This is a genomic window from Nostoc sp., from assembly GCF_036918245.1.
In the GTDB taxonomy this organism is placed as follows: Bacteria; Cyanobacteriota; Cyanobacteriia; order Cyanobacteriales; family Nostocaceae; genus Nostoc.
Map to the genome: position 1 here is coordinate 51,478 of NZ_JBALEF010000094.1, position 19,430 is coordinate 70,907.

At 42.7% G+C, this 19,430-nt stretch carries 17 protein-coding genes; 10 read left to right on the forward strand and 7 right to left on the reverse strand.

Going from position 1 to position 19,430, the window contains the following annotated elements:
• Positions 1-208: 208 nt before the first annotated feature.
• Entirely contained in the window at positions 209-1,192 is a 984-nt protein-coding gene (locus tag V7L12_RS26710) for a GntR family transcriptional regulator (protein WP_334820367.1), read from the forward strand.
• A 54-nt stretch (positions 1,193-1,246) separates the two neighbouring features.
• On the forward strand, positions 1,247-2,446 hold the full coding sequence (locus V7L12_RS26715) for an FAD-dependent oxidoreductase (RefSeq protein ID WP_335089235.1): 1,200 nt from the start codon (positions 1,247-1,249) through the stop codon (positions 2,444-2,446).
• Positions 2,447-2,460: 14 nt separating this feature from the next.
• Here V7L12_RS26715 and V7L12_RS26720 read toward each other — a convergent pair whose 3' ends face one another.
• The 3 genes from V7L12_RS26720 to clpP form a co-directional block, all read right to left on the reverse strand.
• Entirely contained in the window at positions 2,461-3,381 is a 921-nt protein-coding gene (locus V7L12_RS26720; protein ID WP_335088962.1) for an alpha/beta fold hydrolase, read from the reverse strand.
• Positions 3,382-3,478: 97 nt separating this feature from the next.
• Positions 3,479-4,819 carry an ATP-dependent protease ATP-binding subunit ClpX gene (clpX, locus tag V7L12_RS26725; protein WP_335088964.1) on the reverse strand — a complete coding sequence of 447 codons (1,341 nt, stop codon included), beginning with the start codon at positions 4,817-4,819 and terminating at the stop codon, positions 3,479-3,481.
• A gap of 9 nt (positions 4,820-4,828) precedes the next feature.
• A complete protein-coding gene (gene clpP, locus V7L12_RS26730; RefSeq protein WP_104905916.1) occupies positions 4,829-5,527 on the reverse strand; it encodes an ATP-dependent Clp endopeptidase proteolytic subunit ClpP in 699 nt (232 codons plus the stop codon).
• 95 nt (positions 5,528-5,622) lie between these two features.
• Here clpP and V7L12_RS26735 point away from each other — a divergent pair, with 95 nt between their 5' ends.
• Positions 5,623-5,847: a hypothetical protein gene (locus tag V7L12_RS26735; protein WP_335088966.1), complete on the forward strand. Its 225-nt coding sequence runs from the start codon at positions 5,623-5,625 to the stop codon at positions 5,845-5,847.
• 18 nt (positions 5,848-5,865) lie between these two features.
• Here V7L12_RS26735 and tig read toward each other — a convergent pair whose 3' ends face one another.
• The gene (gene tig / locus V7L12_RS26740; RefSeq protein WP_335088968.1) at positions 5,866-7,305 is read right to left on the reverse strand and encodes a trigger factor; all 1,440 of its coding nucleotides are present in this window, start codon (positions 7,303-7,305) and stop codon (positions 5,866-5,868) included.
• Positions 7,306-8,184: 879 nt separating this feature from the next.
• Between tig and V7L12_RS26745 the strand changes: the two genes are divergently transcribed.
• The 3 genes from V7L12_RS26745 (at position 8,185) to V7L12_RS26755 (ending at position 12,295) form a co-directional block, all read left to right on the forward strand.
• On the forward strand, positions 8,185-9,222 hold the full coding sequence (locus tag V7L12_RS26745; RefSeq protein WP_335088970.1) for an aspartate-semialdehyde dehydrogenase: 1,038 nt from the start codon (positions 8,185-8,187) through the stop codon (positions 9,220-9,222).
• 134 nt (positions 9,223-9,356) lie between these two features.
• Positions 9,357-10,241 carry a 4-hydroxy-tetrahydrodipicolinate synthase gene (gene dapA, locus V7L12_RS26750; protein WP_335088972.1) on the forward strand — a complete coding sequence of 295 codons (885 nt, stop codon included), beginning with the start codon at positions 9,357-9,359 and terminating at the stop codon, positions 10,239-10,241.
• A 281-nt stretch (positions 10,242-10,522) separates the two neighbouring features.
• Complete coding sequence (locus V7L12_RS26755) at positions 10,523-12,295, forward strand: ribonuclease J (RefSeq protein ID WP_335088973.1); 1,773 nt, start codon at positions 10,523-10,525, stop codon at positions 12,293-12,295.
• 179 nt (positions 12,296-12,474) lie between these two features.
• Here V7L12_RS26755 and V7L12_RS26760 read toward each other — a convergent pair whose 3' ends face one another.
• Positions 12,475-13,089, reverse strand: coding sequence for a hypothetical protein (locus V7L12_RS26760; protein ID WP_335088975.1), 615 nt, complete (start codon positions 13,087-13,089; stop codon positions 12,475-12,477).
• 520 nt (positions 13,090-13,609) lie between these two features.
• Here V7L12_RS26760 and V7L12_RS26765 point away from each other — a divergent pair.
• Positions 13,610-13,987: a Mo-dependent nitrogenase C-terminal domain-containing protein gene (locus V7L12_RS26765; protein WP_335088977.1), complete on the forward strand. Its 378-nt coding sequence runs from the start codon at positions 13,610-13,612 to the stop codon at positions 13,985-13,987.
• Between the two features lie 110 nt (positions 13,988-14,097).
• On the opposite strand, the gene V7L12_RS26770 is transcribed toward V7L12_RS26765, so the two are convergent.
• Positions 14,098-15,969: a caspase family protein gene (locus tag V7L12_RS26770; protein ID WP_335088979.1), complete on the reverse strand. Its 1,872-nt coding sequence runs from the start codon at positions 15,967-15,969 to the stop codon at positions 14,098-14,100.
• A 202-nt stretch (positions 15,970-16,171) separates the two neighbouring features.
• Between V7L12_RS26770 and V7L12_RS26775 the strand changes: the two genes are divergently transcribed.
• The 3 genes from V7L12_RS26775 (at position 16,172) to V7L12_RS26785 (ending at position 17,935) form a co-directional block, all read left to right on the forward strand.
• On the forward strand, positions 16,172-16,663 hold the full coding sequence (locus tag V7L12_RS26775) for a hypothetical protein (RefSeq protein WP_335088980.1): 492 nt from the start codon (positions 16,172-16,174) through the stop codon (positions 16,661-16,663).
• A 196-nt stretch (positions 16,664-16,859) separates the two neighbouring features.
• On the forward strand, positions 16,860-17,033 hold the full coding sequence (rpmF, locus tag V7L12_RS26780) for a 50S ribosomal protein L32 (RefSeq protein WP_094328804.1): 174 nt from the start codon (positions 16,860-16,862) through the stop codon (positions 17,031-17,033).
• Positions 17,034-17,329: 296 nt separating this feature from the next.
• Positions 17,330-17,935, forward strand: a complete 606-nt coding sequence (locus V7L12_RS26785) for a sulfite oxidase-like oxidoreductase (protein WP_335089237.1) — start codon at positions 17,330-17,332, stop codon at positions 17,933-17,935.
• Between the two features lie 81 nt (positions 17,936-18,016).
• Here the strand turns inward: V7L12_RS26785 and V7L12_RS26790 are convergent, their stop codons facing one another.
• A complete protein-coding gene (locus V7L12_RS26790) occupies positions 18,017-19,399 on the reverse strand; it encodes an aldehyde dehydrogenase (protein ID WP_335088982.1) in 1,383 nt (460 codons plus the stop codon).
• Positions 19,400-19,430: the final 31 nt, after the last annotated feature.

A 19,430-nucleotide genomic window follows, 5' to 3' on the forward strand; every position in this document is an offset into this window, starting at 1 on the left:
AATTATCAATTACCAATAGTGAGCGCATTAGAAATTTCTCCCAGAAAAACTTTATATGTAAATAACATATTTGATATGTAGTAAATGCAACTCATCACTACAAAGGTGCTGAGTTAAAAGTGCTGAGTATAAAAGCAACACTTAATACTCAAAACTCAGCACCCAGCACTCAGCACTCATTAGCACTTAGTATTCAGGAGGTTTGGTGATGATTCAATTCCGTATTCAGCCAGACAGCGAAATTCCCGCATCAACCCAGCTGTTTAATCAAATCCGATTTGCGATCGCTTCTCGGCAATATCCTCCTGCTTACAAATTACCAAGCACACGGGCGCTGGCAATGCAAACGGGGTTACACCGTAATACCATAAGTAAGGTTTACCGTCAACTAGAGGAAGACGGATTTGTTGAAAGTATGGCTGGTTCGGGTATTTATGTTCGTGCCCAAGGTCATGAGGGCGGTAGTAGGCTGCAATCACCAATTCTCAAACAAAATCCTGATGCCTATCAAGTTGTCCAGCAAGCACTTGACGAACTGCTCTCCCAAGGATGTTCACTGAATCAAGCTAGAGAGCTATTTTTAGCGGAAATTGACTGGCGCTTGCGTTGTAGTGCGCGGGTACTGGTTGCAGTTCCATCTTATGATATGGGTGCTGGTGAGTTAATGGTGTATGAATTAGAACGATCGCTAAAAATCCCAGTTCAGTTGGTAGCGATGGAAGAATTAACAGCTGTACTAGATAAAACTACCTCTGCGACAGTAGTCACAAGTCGATATTTTATCAGTAATGTAGAAGCGATCGCTGCTCCAAAAGCTGCACGGGTGATTCCTCTCGATATCTACGACTACAGCAAAGAACTCAACCTCTTGAAAACCCTACCAAAAGAAAACTGTGTTGGGATAGTTAGCCTTAGTTCCGGGATTGCACGAGCCGCAGAAGTCATCCTCCACGGTTTGCGGGGTGATGAACTACTGGTGATGACTTCGCAACCAAAAGATGCTTATAAACTTCAGGCAATGGTTAAACGGGCTGAGGTAATCATAAGCGACCAAGCCAGTTTTGCGGCAGTGCAAGCAGCCGTGCAAGCATCTGATGAAGATATTATTCGTCCACCAAAGCTGATTAAGGTTGAAAATTATATCGGCGCTAACTCGATTAACTTGCTAAAACGAGAACTGGGTTTAAGTTAATCTCAAGATAATTCTACCAACATCTTTGAGAGCAACTGATACAGGAGGAATGGGATAGTGCAGATTGTGATTGTGGGCGCAGGCCCAACAGGTGTAACCCTTGCCCTGCTCCTTGTAAAACGTGGTATTACTGTAACGTTAATTGAAGCAGCAAAAGACTTTCATCGTGTATTTCGCGGTGAAGGATTAATGCCCAGTGGCTTAGATGCCCTAGAGCAAATGGGTCTATCGGCGTTGTTGGAACATATTCCCCATCGGCAACTTGACGCGTGGGAATTCATTATCGGGGGCAAGCAGTTGTTTCGAGTTGATGAACCGATGGGGGCAACCCGACCCTGTACACTGGTTTCACAACCACCACTGCTCAAAGCACTGATTTCGGAAGCTCAAACCATTGATGGGTTTGAATTCATCCAGGGTGTTCCTGTAAAAGATTTGCTGTGGAGTAATCAACGTGTCGCAGGTGTAGTACTGAGCGATGGGAGAGAATTTGCTGCTGACGTAGTGATTGGGGCAGATGGTAGAAATTCTCTTGTGCGACAACGTATAGGATTGGAATTGGTACGCCAGCCTAAAAATATTGATATTCTTTGGTTTAAACTTGCCGCCAGCCCTGAGTTTGCAGAGAATAATGTGTTTCGTACAATTTTAAATGGCGATCGCGCATTTAGCATCTTTCACGGAGCAGAGTCAGGAAAACTGCATCTGGCTTGGATAATGTCCGCAACCGAAAACACTGACTGGAAACAAACCAACTGGGCAAAGATTTTTGCCTCACTATCACCCTCATGGCTAGCAGAGCATTTTCGTAATTATGCAGACACCATCGAATCCCCTATTCGGCTCTCTGTTGTGGTTGGTTATTGTCCCCAATGGCATGCACCAGGGGTATTGCTTCTAGGTGACGCTGCACACCCAATGTCTCCCGTCCGTGCCCAAGGAATTAATCTAGCATTGCGTGATGTGATTGTCGCTGCTAATCATCTTGTACCGTTGTTGCACAAAGAAACTGGACACCAGGATATTGACATGGCATTATCGCATATCCAAGCGGAACGGGAGCCAGAAATTATCCGCGCCCAGCAACTCCAGTTACAGGAAGCTAAACAAGGCGAACTACTGCGAAAAAATGCACTACTGCGTTCGCTGTTGATTCAACTTGCTCCCTTGCTCCGTAAAATAATTCAAAAGTCTTGGTTAAAGCGACAATATGAAATGCGTCAAGGTATCACACAGGTACACTTAACTGTTTAAAAAACCGCTATTAGTTATCCGACTTGTGGTTTTGGCGTGTTAATTTGCAAAAACTCTTGTACCCGTTGTAGATAAGTTGGTACATCTTCCAACATTGGAAAATGCGCTGTGTTGGGAATCATCACAAATTCCACTTTGTCACTCAGGGCAGCTGCTTGACGCCCCATTTCGGCTGGAATAATCTTGTCATACTCCCCCGCCACCAGTAGAGTCGGCACTGTCAGCTTGGCAAACTCTTGCGGCATTACTTCAGCTTGAGCCTTACTGACTGAAGTAAAAATTGTCCCTATCGCTGCATCGTAATCTGCTTCGAGAAAATCTTGCAAAAAAGCTTGCCGTTCAGAATGTGGTATAGAACTATATAAAAATCTGGCCATAAACATCCGGTCAACAAATGGGATTTTGCTTAACCATTTGGGACGGAATTTCACTACATAGCCACCGAATTTATGAAAAGCACTAAAAGATTTTTCGTCGTACTCAAAAATACCGCTACAAGTTAAAATTCCTCGTTCCACTCGTTCGGGATAGCGGTTAAAAAATAAAGTGGCAACAGACGCACCCATTGAATGAGCATGGATATAAACACGCTGAAGATGCAACCCATCTAACAAAGCTGCCAAATCATCAGCGTATTCCTCTAATTCATAAGTTAACTCTCTGATTGCCTCTGATTCTTCCTGTGGTGACTCAGATTCAGCAACAGCTTCACTGGCTTGGGCGATGGTTGGCTTTCCACGAGAACGGCCAAATCCCCGCAAATCGTAGAGTAAACAATTAAATTGCTCTGATAAAGCATCAGCAGTATTTTGCCAATATCTAGCCGAACCAGCCCAACCGTGGATGAAAACCATCACCGGTTTTACCAAAGAACTGGATGGTTTTTTCATCCATTCGTAGTAATGCTCAACGCCACGAACATTAATATAAGGCATTAGTCGTTTGTCCTTTGTCAGTTGTCATTAGTCCCTGGTACATGGTTATTATTCCTTATTTTTTGACCAATGACTAATGACCAATGACTAATGACTATCAAGCAGATTCTGGCTTCGGTAGTGAAGATGGATGTATTATCAGTTCAGCAGTCGATCGCTTCTCGACCATCTCTGGTGTTACTGTACAGCGTGTCACATCCTTACGGGATGGTAACTCATACATTACATCCAGCATTAGTTCTTCGACAATACCACGTAATGCTCTAGCACCAGTTTTACGCCGGTAGGCTTCTTGAGCGATCGCTCGTAAAGCATCTGCTTTAAAATCTAGCTGGACATTATCCATCTTCAGCAGTTTTTGGTACTGCTTCACTAAGGCGCTGCGTGGTTGAGTGAGAATCGCCATCAGCGCTTCTTCATCTAGCGGATCTACTACTGCTACCATTGGCATCCGCCCAATAAATTCTGGAATCAGGCCAAATTTTACTAAATCATCCGGTTCTAGATGGCGAAGAGTGTCTGCTGCTCTTTTCTCCTTCGATTGACCTTCTCCCGGTTGCACAAAGCCAATTGCTTTTTTGCCAACTCTTTGATCGACAATTTTTTCTAAGCCTACGAAAGCACCACCACAGACGAACAAAATATTACTTGTATCAATCTGGATGCAGTCTTGATAAGGATGCTTGCGCCCTCCTTGGGGTGGTACATTGGCGATCGTTCCCTCTAACATTTTCAGCAAGGCTTGCTGCACGCCTTCGCCAGAAACATCACGGGTAATTGAGGTGTTCTCGCTCTTACGAGCAATTTTGTCAATTTCGTCAATGTAAATAATTCCCCGTTGCGCTTCCTCTATATCTAAATCTGCCACCTGCAACAGTCGCAGCAAGATATTTTCCACATCTTCTCCCACATACCCTGCTTCCGTCAGCGTCGTCGCATCGGCTACGGCAAAGGGTACATCCAGGATTTTCGCTAGAGTTTGCGCTAAGAGAGTTTTGCCGCAACCAGTCGGGCCAATTAACAAGATGTTGGACTTTTGCAGTTCTATGGCATCATCCGCCCCAGGTTTGCCACTGGCTTTAGATTGAATGACTGCCAGCCGCTTGTAGTGATTGTAAACAGCTACTGACAGCACTTTCTTCGCTTCGTCTTGACCAATGACGTGTTCGTCTAGATACTTTTTAATCTCTCTTGGCTTGGGTATTTGATTAAACGAAATACTACCAGAGTGGGTACGCCGTTTTTCAGGTGGCTCTGCTCTTGGTGCTGGTTGTGCTGCCGCACCATTGGTATCGAGTAACTCCTCGTCTAGTATTTCATTACACAAGTCAACGCATTCATCGCAGATGTAGACTCCCGGCCCTGCGATTAATTTACGCACCTGCTCTTGAGACTTGCCACAAAATGAACATTTTAAATGGGAGTCGTACTTAGACATACCAGCCTCTTATTTCAGAATGGTGACGTTTTCCCCTGCTACGGGAAGATTTTGCCTGGAAATAACCTGATCAATCAAACCGTAGTTTTTTGCCTCTTCTGCCGACATAAAAAAGTCGCGCTCAGTATCTGCTTCAATTCTTTCTAAGGGTTGACCAGTATGGTGAGCCATTAACTGATTCAACTTAGCCTTAACGTAAAGAATTTCTCTGGCTTGAATTTCAATGTCAATGGCTTGACCTTGAGCGCCACCAAGTGGTTGGTGAATCATAATCCGGGAGTCGGGCAGAGACATTCGCTTACCGGCAGCTCCTGCTGTCAACAAAAATGCCCCCATGCTCGCGGCTAATCCAAAACAGATGGTAACAACATCAGGGCGAATTTGCTGTATTGTATCATAGATTGCCATCCCTGCGTAGACCGAGCCGCCAGGAGAATTAACATACAGTTGGATGTCTTTTTCTGAGTCTTCAGCGTCTAGGAATAACAACTGAGCCACAATTGAGTTGGCTACGGCATCGTCTATCGGCGTTCCTAAAAAGATAATCCGCTCTCGCAGCAGGCGGGAGTAGATGTCGAAAGCCCTTTCTCCCATGCCAGATTGCTCTATCACCATCGGTACGATGTTGCTAGGGCTGCTCAACTGGGAGTTAATGTTTATTCGACTTAAGTTGCTGATTGGGGAATTTCCCGACTGCGATTCAAGCATACAAGCTTTCTTTGACGATTATTTTGGACAAATGTTTCAGCAGCGGATGCTGCCTTTTCAACGAATGGAATTTTATAAGCTACGTGTTAACCATTATGCCTCATATAATTTCCTCTCGTGTAACACAGTCTCAAGCTCAAGTCATAACAGGTGTCACTATTTGCCGAAAATTCACTAATTCTTTAATTATTTTGACTTCATCTCTGAGTTATGGGGCATTGGGCATGGGGCATGGGGCATTGGTTATTTCTTCCTCTACTTCCTCATCTCCCTTACCTTACCCATTTCACCAGTACTTTAACTCAGAACTGGTGAATTAATGGCTATGGGATTTTTTATTATCCTTCTGTGACTTCTGTAGAAGTTTCGCTGTTTCCTTCCTCAGTCTGAGGTGCATCACCATCAGCATCTGATTCTGCGTCTTCCGTTTCCTCCGCAGGACTCAAGGAACCTTCCGGTACAAGTTCAACTGATGAGTGTTCTAAGAGCCAATCGATGATTTTTTCAGTTAACAGTTCGTTTTCCACGATTGAGCGCAGTTTATCTTCATCAACGTCCTGTTCCTCTGAGTATTGCTCCAAAAGTTCTGTGACTCTGGCTGCGATTTCTTCTGGGGTTACCTCGATAGATTCGCGTTTCCCGATTTCCCGCAAGGATAAGGAGCGTTTGATGCGTTCAATTGCTTCAGTACGCGATCGCTCCCGCAATTGAGGAATAATATCTTGAGTAAACAACTTTCTCACATCTAATCCTTGCTGAGACAGCCGCATTGCTGTTTGCGTTAGCATTGCATCCACTTCTTGCTCAATCAATGTTGCTGGTAAGTCAACTTCTACGTGCTTGAGCAGTTCTGTTAACAAGGCTTCCTGTTTATTGGTTTTTGTTTTGTCGTCCGCCTCTTTTTGATATTGCTCTACCAAAGAAGCACGAAACTCTTCTAAAGTTTCAAAATCGCTGATTTCCTGGGCTAAATCGTCATTTATTTCTGGTAGTTCCTTTTCCTTCAGTTCTTTGAGCATCACAGTGAAAGTTGCCGCTTTTCCAGCTAATTCTTCATTAGCATAAGGATCTGGGAACTGTGCCACAATTTCTTTGGTTTCTTCCGGATTCATCCCCACTATTCCCGAAATAAAGCCTGGAATAAACTTGTCTTCCTGCAACTCAACTTGAAAATCAGTTGCTTCGGCTCCGGGAATCGGTTCTAGTTCAGCTGTTTCGTCCTCGCCCTCAGATCTGGCGAATGAACCTTTAAAATCGACTACGGCAATATCGCCGATTTGGGCTGCACGTCCTTCCACAGGAATCAATGTCGCCAATTCTTGACGTTCCTTATCCAGCGTGTTTTCCACTCGTTCTGGATCGTACTTAACTTCTTCGGCCTTGGCTTGCAAATCAGTGTACTGCACTAGATTCACTTCTGGTTCTACATCCACAGCAGCCGAAATCGTCAGGGGCTTTCCAGGTTCATAATTATTAATCAAATCCTCAAAAGAGGAGCGCAATTGCGGCTGACCGATTGCTGGGATAGCTTCTTGTTTGACTGCTTGCTCAATGCCATCTTGAATTAGTTCTTCCAGCGCCGCTGCCTTGATTCGAGTTGTACCCAGCCGTTGTAGCAATATCGGCCGAGGCACCTTGCCTTTACGAAACCCAGGAATATTGGCAGTACTCGCTAAGTTTTTAATGACCTGTTCGTAAGTTTGCTTGGTAATTTCCGGCGTAATCTCTATTTCCAGGCCAATTTGGCTGGCGGGAAGTTTTTCCTGGGTAACTTTCATGCTTCGTCTCTAGTTTTCTGGTATTCTATACTCCGAGTACACACAAAACGCAATAAAATAATTGTTTGCGTTTATGGCTTGATGTCTCTTAGAGGTAATGGGAGTTTGCCAAAAGGTCTTGTAACATCCAAGGATGGATGTTTGTCTTGGGGCAAAGATCCAGTTTACTGCCAATTATCAAGGACTTGACATTTTACCTTCATAACAATTTGGTTAATAGGGCATTCGGATTAGGGGGGAGGTGATAGGGAAAAAATCTGTAACCTATACCCTATAACCTGTACCCTATTCCCTTCTTGACTCCCGACTCACTCTAAAACTTGGGAATTAATTATTCAGTGGGCTAAGGCCGTGATATCCTGGTTCTCAAAGAGTGGTTAGTACCCCCAGGTTAAAGTTATAGTATTGAGTCTAGCTATTATTAAGTTGTGTGTGGTACGAGAGTGCATTTGTTACTTAACCGCATAGCTCAGTTTTACGTTGTGCTGGCTTTATGCATTTAGATCCTGGTATATTCATCATCTTGGTAAGCAAGTTTATAGCCAATACATTTGTTTCTTTACAGGTAGGATGCTTGTTAAACCCCTAAGTGCAGATATCTCGCTTTTTCTGATAAATAGCGCTTTATTGTATAATATATAGTTAAAATAATCGATTAATCGATGAAAAAAATAAATCACCGTTGTTTGAAAATGCAACATCACTTAACTTATTAAACAAAAAAATAAATGTATTAAATATATAAAGATAGACTAAATTAAAGAAAAATCTAAACCTATTAAAAATGTATTTCCAGACTGCGATCGCTATTTAAATATAACTAAATTGTCAATTGTTCCAAGAAATTGCAGATTAAATCTGTTAAAGGAGGAAGCAAGTTTGTCGAAATCCTATTGTTTAGCTATTTTGGGAGCTACTGGTGCAGTTGGCACAGAGTTGCTGGAATTATTAGAAAGTCGTAATTTTCCGGTTGCTGACTTGAAGTTATTGGCATCAGAGCGGAGTGTCGGGCGATCGCTGCGGTTTAAAGGTGAAAATATACCAATAGAGCAAGTTTGCGATCGCACCTTTGAAAATGTCGATATAGTACTGGCTAGTGCAGGTGGTTCCACATCTAAAACTTGGGCAGCAGTTGCTGTGGAAAAGGGCGCAGTGGTAATTGACAACTCCAGTGCCTTTCGGATGAACCCGGAAGTTCCCTTAGTAGTTCCAGAGGTGAATCCCCAAACCGCAGCAAATCACCAAGGCATTATTGCTAACCCCAACTGCACAACGATTTTGATGGCTGTGGCAGTCTGGCCATTGCATAAAGTTAAACCAGTGCAACGCATCGTCGCTGCAACCTACCAATCTGCTAGTGGTGCTGGGGCTAGGGCAATGGCAGAAGTCAAAACCCAAACAAGCGCTATACTACAAGGACAGCCAGCGATTGCCGAAATATTGCCTTACCCATTGGCATTTAATTTATTCCCGCATAACTCCCCATTAAACGATTTGGGTTATTGTGAGGAAGAAATGAAAATGGTCAACGAAACCCGAAAAATATTTGGTACGCAGCAAATCAGAATCACTGCAACCTGTATACGGGTTCCCGTACTCCGCGCCCACTCAGAAGCCATTAATTTAGAATTTGAGACTCCCTTTAGTGCGAAGGAAGCCAGAGAAATTTTAAATTCTTCCCCTGGAGTAAAATTGGTCGAAGATTGGGGAACTAATCATTTTCCGATGCCCATTGAAGCAACAGGTCAAGATGAAGTTCTAGTGGGAAGAATTCGTCAGGATATTTCTCATCCTTGTGGCTTGGAATTATGGTTGTGTGGCGACCAAATCCGCAAAGGCGCAGCATTAAATGCAGTACAAATCGCCGAGTTGTTAGTAGAGAAAAATCTACTCAAACCATTAGCTATTAGTCATTAGTCATTGGGAAAGTGACAAAAGACAAATGACTAATGACAAAGGAAAAATGACACTTGAAAGCAATTTGCAGATAGGTTATTACAATAGAGAACCACCAAGATATAAAAACATGGGTAATCAGGAGTGAAAAAAGGGTGGGAGATTTTGGTAATGTTTTAACCGCTATGATTACGCCATTTAAAGCAGATGGTAGTGTCAACTATGATGTAGTGGCAGAACTGGCGGCGCATCTAGCTAACAACGGTACAGATACATTGGTGATGTGCGGCACAACCGGAGAATCCCCGACACTAAGTTGGGATGAGGAATACCAGTTGTTTGTCGAAGTATTGCAGTCTGTGGGCGGAAAAGCCAAGGTAATCGCAGGTTGTGGATCAAATTCTACCAAAGAAGCGATCGCAGCCACCCAAAAAGCGTCTAAAATAGGAGTACATGGTTCCTTACAAGTTGTTCCTTATTACAACAAACCGCCGCAAGCGGGATTGGAAGCGCACTTTAAGGCAATAGCACAAGCCTGTCCCGACTTACCGTTGTTGTTATATAATGTCCCCGGTCGTACCGGACAAAACCTTCAGCCAGAAACAGTTGCCCGGTTAGCTGAGGTTAGCAATATTGTCGGGATTAAAGAATCCACTGGTAATATAGATCAGGCAAGCGAAATTCGTCGCTTGACACCAAAAGAATTCCACATCTATTCTGGTGATGATTACATGACTTTGCCCTTGTTAGCGATCGGGGCAAAGGGTGTGGTAAGTGTAGCTTCTCATCTGGTAGGAAACCAACTACAGCAGATGATTCAAGCTTTTAGTGCAGGAAAAATTGAGGTAGCAAGCGACATTCATCTCCAACTTTTCCCGTTGTTTAAAGCTCTATTTCTCACTTCAAATCCCATTCCAGTGAAAAAAGCACTGAAACTTCAAGGTTGGGAGGTTGGTTCAACTCGTCCGCCGCTATGTGAAGCTGATTTAGAAGTCAGTCAAAAGTTAGAAGCAGTTCTGAAAGAACTTAGTTTAATCTAGCCACCAGCTATTTAAATGCTGGTAGTATTCTCCTTGCCAAAGATACATATAAACAACGATCATAATTGTTCATAAGTTGCAATTTAAAAACCTGTGCTAGGACTGATAGATATACTATGAATCCTTGAGTTTTACAGTTGATTTTATTGAATAAAAAATTGAAATCTTCAATTAAAACTTGATTGCTTTGGGACTGACTTAAGAGACAAATGATGTTGTCTTAAATACAAGGAAAGTTAACTATCAACTTAATTAACCACAAGTAACAATCTAAGGAGAAAATGGCTAAAAACGAAGCTAATAATTCCGCCTTGAAAATTATTCCTTTGGGCGGTTTGCATGAAATTGGTAAAAATACCTGTCTTTTTGAGTATGACGATGAAATAATCCTCTTAGATGCAGGATTAGCTTTTCCCACAGAGGCGATGCATGGAGTAAACATTGTTTTACCAGATACGACCTATCTGCGGGAAAATCGCCACAAAATTAAAGGGATGATCGTTACTCATGGTCATGAAGACCATATTGGTGGGATTGCTTTTCATCTCAAGCAATTTGATATCCCAGTGATTTATGGACCCAGACTAGCAATGGCAATGCTAGAGGGTAAATTAGAAGAAGCAGGAGTCCGCGATCGCACAGAAATCAGAACAGTTCTACCACGTGATGTAGTGCGGATTGGCAAAAACTTTTTAGTTGAATATATCCGTAATACCCACTCCATCGCTGATAGTTTCACTGTTGCTATTCATACTCCTTTGGGTGTAGTCATTCACACAGGGGATTTTAAAATTGACCATACCCCAGTGGATGGCGAAAAGTTTGACTTGCAACGCCTAGCAGAACATGGTGAAAAAGGCGTTCTTTGCTTGCTGAGTGATTCTACTAACTCAGAAGTACCAGGATTTACACCTTCCGAACGTTCAGTTTATCCCAATCTGGAGAGAGTATTTAGTCAAGCACCTGGGCGATTATTTGTCACTACCTTTGCTTCTAGCGTCCATCGCATTAACATGATTTTGGATATCGCCAAGAAGCAGAATCGTGTAGTGACAGTTGTCGGGCGTTCCATGCTGAACTTGATTGCTCATGCCCGCAATTTAGGTTACATCAAATGTGAAGATAATCTGCTGCAACCATTGCACGCTGTCCGCAACCTACCCGATGAAAGAGTACTGATTTTAACTACAGGTTCTCAGGGTGAATTGATGGCAGCCATGACCCGCATTGCCAACAAAGAACATCCCCACATTAAAATTCGCGAAGGAGATACGGTAGTATTCTCTGCTAACCCAATTCCCGGAAATACGATCGCTGTGGTCAACACCATTGATAAATTAATGATTCAGGGTGCGAAAGTAGTCTATGGGCGGGATAAAGGAATTCACGTCTCCGGTCACGGCTGTCAGGAAGAACAAAAACTGATGATTGCCTTAACTCGACCCAAATTCTTTGTGCCATTTCACGGCGAACATCGGATGCTAGTGAAGCACGCAGAAACGGCTCAGAGTATGGGCATTCCCGCAGAAAACATGATTATCATTCAGAATGGTGATATTGTCGAACTGACTGAAGATGCTATTGGCGTTGCTGGTAAAGTGCCATCTGGTATTGAATTGGTGGATACTACTAGTTCGGGTATGGTGAGTGCCAAAGTGCTGCAAGAACGGCAACGCATGGCTTCAGAAGGCATTATTACGATCGCAGCTGCCATTGATTGGAATGGTAAACTGTTGGCAAAACCAGAAACTCACCTCCGGGGTGTAGTTACAAGTGTAGAGCGATCGCTGTTACAAACCTGGGTAAAACAACGCATTGAAGAAATCCTCTCTGTGCGCTGGTCAGAATTTGCTCCTAGCGAAGGTGAAGCAGCAGATATAGACTGGGGTGGATTGCAAGGAACTTTAGAACGAGAATTGCAACGTTCCATCCGTCGGGAATTGCAATGTCAACCATCTGTGACTTTGTTGATGCAAATCCCTGATGAGCCACCTGTAAAAGTTGCTGATGGGAGAAGACGGCGGACTCGGACTGCTGCTCAGGTAGCATCATAGAGAATTTAAGATAAAAATCTCATACAGAGAGAAGTTTAAGCGGCGACTATCACCACTCAAATTTCGATGGGCGCAAAGACATAGAATTTTTCTGAATGTCTTTGCGCTTTCTTTTATTATGAGTATAGAAATTATCTATAGTTATTGGAGGCGATCTAACTTGTTAGGTTGCTGTCGCCTCAAGCAACTCCAACCAATATCTCCTCATTTTTCTCGGCTGCTGAAAGATACAAATCTCTCCACCGCTCGAAGTCTTCAAAACACCACTCATTTCTTGTAAACAGTGTTTCAGGATCAATCTGTCGAAAAATGCTGGCTCCTTCACTGACTAGCTCACGGGATATAAGTCCCAATGACTCCTCTGTTGACAACAGAGTTGGAGCAAGGGTTTGGTCTTTGAACATGAGCTTTTCAACAATCTCATCGGCATTCACAAACTTTCTTCTCCATAGCTCCTGCGACAAACGTTTCTCGATCTCAACAGATGTTTTTTCTAGTGATGCTGTTCTATCTTCAATCCCTGGATAGGCTTGACGAGTAAGCCTTAACTCAGACCGCAATTGTGCGATTACCCGATCTGCTTCTACCTTAGATCCAAAAGTCTCTTGATGTGTTTCGATAAAATCTTCAAGGATTTCATTAATCTCTTCAGGATCAATCTCAAAAAAGCGGAAAATACCGCAGCCATAGGGGAAAAGAGAAACTACAAGGATGCTGAGTGCCTTTTGACTCTGAAGGCGTGCGTACAGCGTACCGCCAGGAGGAATTGCGCTGTAGAGTACAGAAACACCCATAAGCAAGTTCGTCTGATTTTAACGCTTCAGACTATATCATTTTCAAATTCCTACTGCCAACGTAAGTTTTGTGAAATGCAATCGATTCTACTCGATCAAAAATCACTACTTCTACGGTATTCAGCCAGCGATGAACAAGACACACTTACGTGAGAAAGTGGGAACACGGAGAGGAAAAATGCCTTCTAGGGTATTACTGATGTTTATACTTAGCAAAAATTCTTTTGGAAAGACCTTATATTAAGTTCTGTAAATGTTACACTAAAGCCTATCCAATGATGGATGTCTTTATTAAAATCTAAACTATGTCAAGTTATGAACAAGATCGTAATATTACACTACCGATCCCCAGAAATTTGCGATTAACTTGACGTAGTAATAAAGTAGGTTCTGACTTAAGTGGCTAATCAGGTATTACATTATATCGCAGTCAGAACGCGATTTTTCCGGGAAAGTTCGTTGCCACGTTGTATATATTCATCAAAAAGGTGAATAGCCTCAATAACACAGAGGGTTAACCATGAAGGTATTCGACAATACCACAAAAAAGATTTTTCTGGCAAGCTGGGTATCAATCAATCAAGCAGAGACTACTGACCATAAAGCAACCCAGCTAAACCATTCTGCTGCCAAGCCTCACTGGGATATTCTCCAACCCCTACGGCAACGAGTAGAAAACATTCAAATTCGCGATCGCCAACTAGCTCACCGCTTGTGCAAACTGATTCCATCTCAGTGCCCCTTTGAGCGAGATGTCAAATTATTTGGGAAAACCTTGTTTCACATTCCACCCATGTGCAAACTCAACCCCTTATATGAAGAAGTAGTTGGTTTACGTTTCCGAGCGTTGTGCTATCTAGCCGACGAGTGTGGCGAAGATGTATCGCAGTACTGCTAATACTGAGATATGAGAGCTGAGGGAAAAGTTATGAGTCAGGAGTAACAGGTCGGGGATCAATAATATAACTCCTAACTCCTAACTCCTAACTATTTTTTATTATTTTTTTATTATTTCTTTTGCCATTTTTGGATGGCATCCTGAGCATCTTCGTAAGCGCCTGTCTCCTCTGGCACTAACGCTGCGGTGGCAATTGCGGCGTTACGTTCTCCTTCGGCGGCGCGACGCTTGGCCAGGTCTAAAATTTTCTCACTCCATTTATTGATCGATTTTTGGGCAGTATCGAAGCCTGGTTGATCGGCTGGTACTTTCTTGGCAACTTCGATCGCTCGATTATAGGTAGATGCCTGTTCAGACTTAATTAAGGCGTTAGCTGCATCTAAAAGAGTTTTGTTACTCACATACTGCTTACCCTCTAAGCGCCACAGGTTAATTGCTGCTTGTGCCTTCGCGTAGGGGGCTTCATCTTTGGTAATTAATCGAGCAGCAGCAATAGCGCTGGCATACTGTCTTTGTTTAGCACGACCTTCTGCTAAATCTAAAATCATCTGGCTCCAAATCTTAATATTCTCCTGAGCTTGTTCGTACAGTGGTTCACCGGGTTGAATTTTTCGGGCTGTAGCGATCGCCATGCTCAAATCACTCGCCTGAGTTTGTCTGAGCGACATTTTCGCCAGGTCTAAAACTGCTTGATTTCGCTTTTTTGACTGGGAACTAGAGGCTATTTGAGCGCTAGATTGGTTGTTGAGTCTAACTGGTGGAGTGCGATCGCTTGGTAAATTCTCGACAACCTGGCGATCGCTAACAGTAGCATTAGGTACAGTAGCATTAGGTGATGTACTTGATATTTGCTTAATTCTAAAAGTTTCTTGATTACGCAGAAAAACTACGGCAATTAAACCTGCTACCAGCAAGCTGCCTCCGCCCCATAAGATAAACTGTTTCCAATAAGGGATACTTGGCTGATTCGCTGGCAATCGAGAGACGTAACCTTTGGAGGAATTGGGGATAAATCTTCCTCTGGTATGTACTCCCAAGGAAGTTTCTGCCATTGGTTGGGAAACTAAGCTGCCACCTGACTCCTGGACTTTTTGACTCTTCACCTGTTGGGAGGAGTTCACACTAACTTCTCCCTGTCTGCCCCGATCTGCTGAAGTTTTAGAGAAATCGTCGAGGGGAGGAGCTGCAAGGGCAACAGCAAAAGATTCTTCTGGATAAATCACCGCTTCTGGCTGAAAATCACTTTCCATTGCCAATTTTGGCAAGATTACTTGCTGCCTTGATGGGATGATAGTGGCAGGATTTTGGATCGGACGCCAGTGGTGATGACATAACTTTGGTACAATCAGGCTCAGGTAGCTTTCTAAATCTGCCAAGTTGCTGCCATTACCAGAGTGCAAAGCTTCTAACAAAGCTGCTGTAAAGAATCCGTGACCTAGTTCGCTACTCTCATGGGAAAATTGCTCTGGTTGGCAAGAAAGAATTGTTGCGAGTTGTAGTTCTTGGGCTAGTTCTATTGTTTCTTCACCAACGGGAGCATCCGCTTGGGTACCAAAAGCACGGTTGATATCGAGTAGTAGTAATACATTTAAGTCAGCAAGTTGCAGACTTTGCATTAGCGATCGCAATTCTATGCCAGTCTCTTGCACGAGTTCCGGGTTGCCCTCTGCTGGCATTAAGTAATCTTTGCCTTTGTAATTGACTCCATAACCGCTAAAGAATAACCACAGATAGTCTTCTGGTTGCCAACTTGTTGCTGCTAAATCTTCAAGTAGCAGCAAAATATTCTCCTTCGTCGGGTAAGTCGATCTATCCCCAATCGGTGGCGAAGTATCTGTCATAACTAGACAGTGCTTGGGGATAAAAGCTGCCTCTGTCACCAAAAAATCTTCTAGTGCCTCAGCATCTGCTTGGGCACAACTTAAAGGTTGAAATAACTGATATTGATTGATACCAATCGCGATCGCCCAGTAATTTGCCATCCCGCTCTTTGTCAGTTATTGTTGTTTGCTGGTCTTAAAATTGCGGTTGGCTTTGCCAAAAAAACAAAGCTAACCAATGTCTTATAGTCTAGGTGATTCTGATTGAATCTTAAGTTAAAATGTAATTTTTATTACGTTAATTAGTAGGAAAATACCTTTACCTAATTTCAATAACAGATCATTACTAAGGAGATAGAAGGTCATGAGCAAAATTTCTGCTCACCTACCATCATCGCTCGTTCCCTTTTCAGTTATTAGCCAAATTGCCAGAAGAATCCGGATAATTCCTTTAGTAGTTTTGCTCATATCTACTGTTCCTGCGTGGTTTTTGATGGAAGCGATCGCACCACAGGTTGTACGAGCTTACACCGCTAGAGTTGATCTAGCTATTGACCGCCTGCCGGAAGAAAACTATGAAACCGTTCTCAGGAGAGCGGAAGCGGTCGCTAGGGCAGCTGCTCAAAGGAGCTTTGACCAAGATATCTTGGTGACAGATGTTTCCATCATTGTGTCCGTACAAAATTATGGAGCGATCGCACCAGTCCTGACATTAGATGTAAGTCGTCCTCAATGGCGATCGCGTCCCGATGCTCAAATTTGGGCCACTTACTTCAAAACTGCGCGTTCTTTACTTTTCTTTGAAAATAACTCTAATCAAGTTCCAGCAGCTAGCGCTGTGTCAACGCCAAAATGAGGGGTTGAACTAGAAGTCCGAGCCAAAGCTTTCTTGGCTCGGAACCTTGGGGGATTTAGAGAAAGTCATTCTTGCTGTTCTTGCGTCATTGCGTCAGTCTTAACCCAACTTACTTATTCCTGACTCAACTGTTGTCTTTGGCGTCAGTGGATGGCCTAGAATAAGAAGGTTGTCAAAAATCGCGATATCTGGTGACATGGCTGTTCCTAAGAAGAAAACTTCCAAATCAAAACGAGATAAACGTCGAGCTACCTGGAGGCATAAAGCCGTCGTTGAAGCTCAGAAAGCCCTATCTCTGGGTAAGTCAATTTTGACTGGACGTTCTACATTTGTATATCCAGCTGCTGAAGAAGAGGAAGAAGAATCATAATTTCTCAGTCAGGAAAAGCATGAACAGCACCGATAGATTTGATTGCCAAACTCAACAATCAAACTTCCGATCACTGGATAAATGCTTTTTCTTAGCTTTCCTGATTGCATTATGAATCATAGACACTTTACATAAGCTCATTAGAGCGAAAAAAATTGGTAGTGAGTAATTGGAAACATCCATTACCCATTACCTATCATTCAAGAGTTTATATAAAGAGTAAAACATCTGATACTGTTGGCAACTCAGCAAAAAAAGCTTATAAACATCTTGAGAAAACTTATTTTTCTCTAACTATGCTAGGAAAATTTTTTCAGAAACCAGGCAAAGAAGAGGGCGAACGCGTTCCTCCTGGTCAACATTTAGCTAAAGGTTTCCCAGTATTAACTTACGGTGAAACTCCCCAAGTCAGCAGTGAGGAATGGGAGTTTCGAGTTTGGGGTTTAGCAAAATCTGCTACCTTTAGTTGGTCAGACTTTATGGCGCTACCTCACCATGAATTCACAGCCGACTTCCACTGTGTAACGCGCTGGTCTAAACTTGATGTCAAATGGACTGGCATTAAAGTTACAGATTTCATGAATCTGATTGAATTAGACCCGAAAGTAGCTCACATTATGGAACACTGCTATGGCGGCTACACTACCAATATTTCTGTAGAAGATTTTCTGCGCGAAGAAAACTTCTTTGCTTTTAAAGTGTTTGGTGAAGACCTTCCATCTGAACACGGTGGGCCGATGCGTCTAGTTGTACCCCACCTCTACGCTTGGAAAAGTGCTAAGTGGATTAATGGTTTAGAATTTTTAGCTGCTGAAGAACTTGGTTTTTGGGAACGCAATGGCTACCATCGCCGTGGTGAACCTTGGGCTGAGGAGCGTTATAGCAAAGCTTTTGGGTTTTAAGAGTTCAGAAGGGAATAGGTTACAGGTTATAGGTTACAGTCAAGAAAAACTATACCCTATCACCTGTACCCTTTAACCTTTTTAACCCAGAAGTTTCTTTATGAGTGGCAATTTGCCCTGATATGGAGCGTATCGCAACTTTAAATCGAGCCAGAAGGAGTTTTGCAATACACTTTTCTTATGGGAAAAGGTGTCAAAGCTAGCTTTGCCGTGATAGTTGCCGATACCGCTATCTCCCACTCCACCAAATGGTAAAGACGAGACACCAACCTGCATAACTGTGTCGTTAATACAAACTCCACCAGAGGAAGTTTCCTGCAAAACTTGCTTTTGCAGGTTTTTGTCTTGAGAAAATAAGTATAACGCCAAGGGTTTGGGTCTAGAGTTAATCAAAGCGATCGCTTCTGCAATGTCAGTATATTCAATGATGGGTAGAATCGGCCCAAAGATTTCTTCCTGCATTACAGAATCTTCTAGTGAGACATTATCAATCAGTGTTGGGGCAATATAACGCTCTGAAGGTTGATTTTCTCCACCGATGATAACTTCACCGTCTTTGAGAAAACTCACCAATCTATCAAAGTGTTTTTGACTGATAATCCGGGCATAATCAGGACTATTTACAGGATTCTCACCATAAAATTCTTTTAAGGATTTTTCCAGACCATCTATTAAATCTTTCTTGATTGTTTTATTAACTAAAAGATAGTCGGGGGCGATACAAGTTTGTCCAGCATTAATAAATTTGCCCCAAGTAATTCGTCTGACAGTGTGTTCAAGATTAATGTCAGTATCTACAATGCAAGGACTTTTCCCACCCAATTCTAAAGTCACTGGTGTGAGATATTTTGCTGCTGCTGCCATAATGATTTTGCCGACGGCTGTACCACCAGTAAAAAAGATATGGTCAAACTTTTCTGCAAGTAGTTTTTGACTTGCTTCCACACCTCCTTCAACCACTGCAAGATAAGCAGGGTCAAAATGTTTGGCGATAATCTTAGCAATTACATCAGACGTATGAGAAGCAATTTCTGAAGGTTTGATAATTGCACAATTTCCGGCTGCGATCGCACCTATCAGCGGTGAGATAATTAAGTTAAATGGATAGTTCCAAGGCCCAATAATTAAGACAACCCCTAACGGTTCTGGATAAATTCTCGCTGAGTAGGAAAAAAAATCCCAGGAAACCGCTGCTTTTTGGGGCTTACTCCAGTTTTGAAGATGTTTTATGGCGTAATCAATATCCTTAATTACGCTAATTTCTGTAAGGTAAGTTTCTACTTCTGGTTTACGTAAATCCGCTTGTAATGCCTTGACTATTGGCTGTTCATGCTCAATGATTGCTTGCTTAAGATTTTTCAGTTGTTCAATGCGAAAAGTTACATCTTTAGTTTTGCCCGTTTGAAAAAACTCTCGTTGAGTCTGGATAATATTGCCAATGTTAGATAATTCAGTGGTAATCATTGTTTTGTCCTATCAAAAAGTATTTATTTAA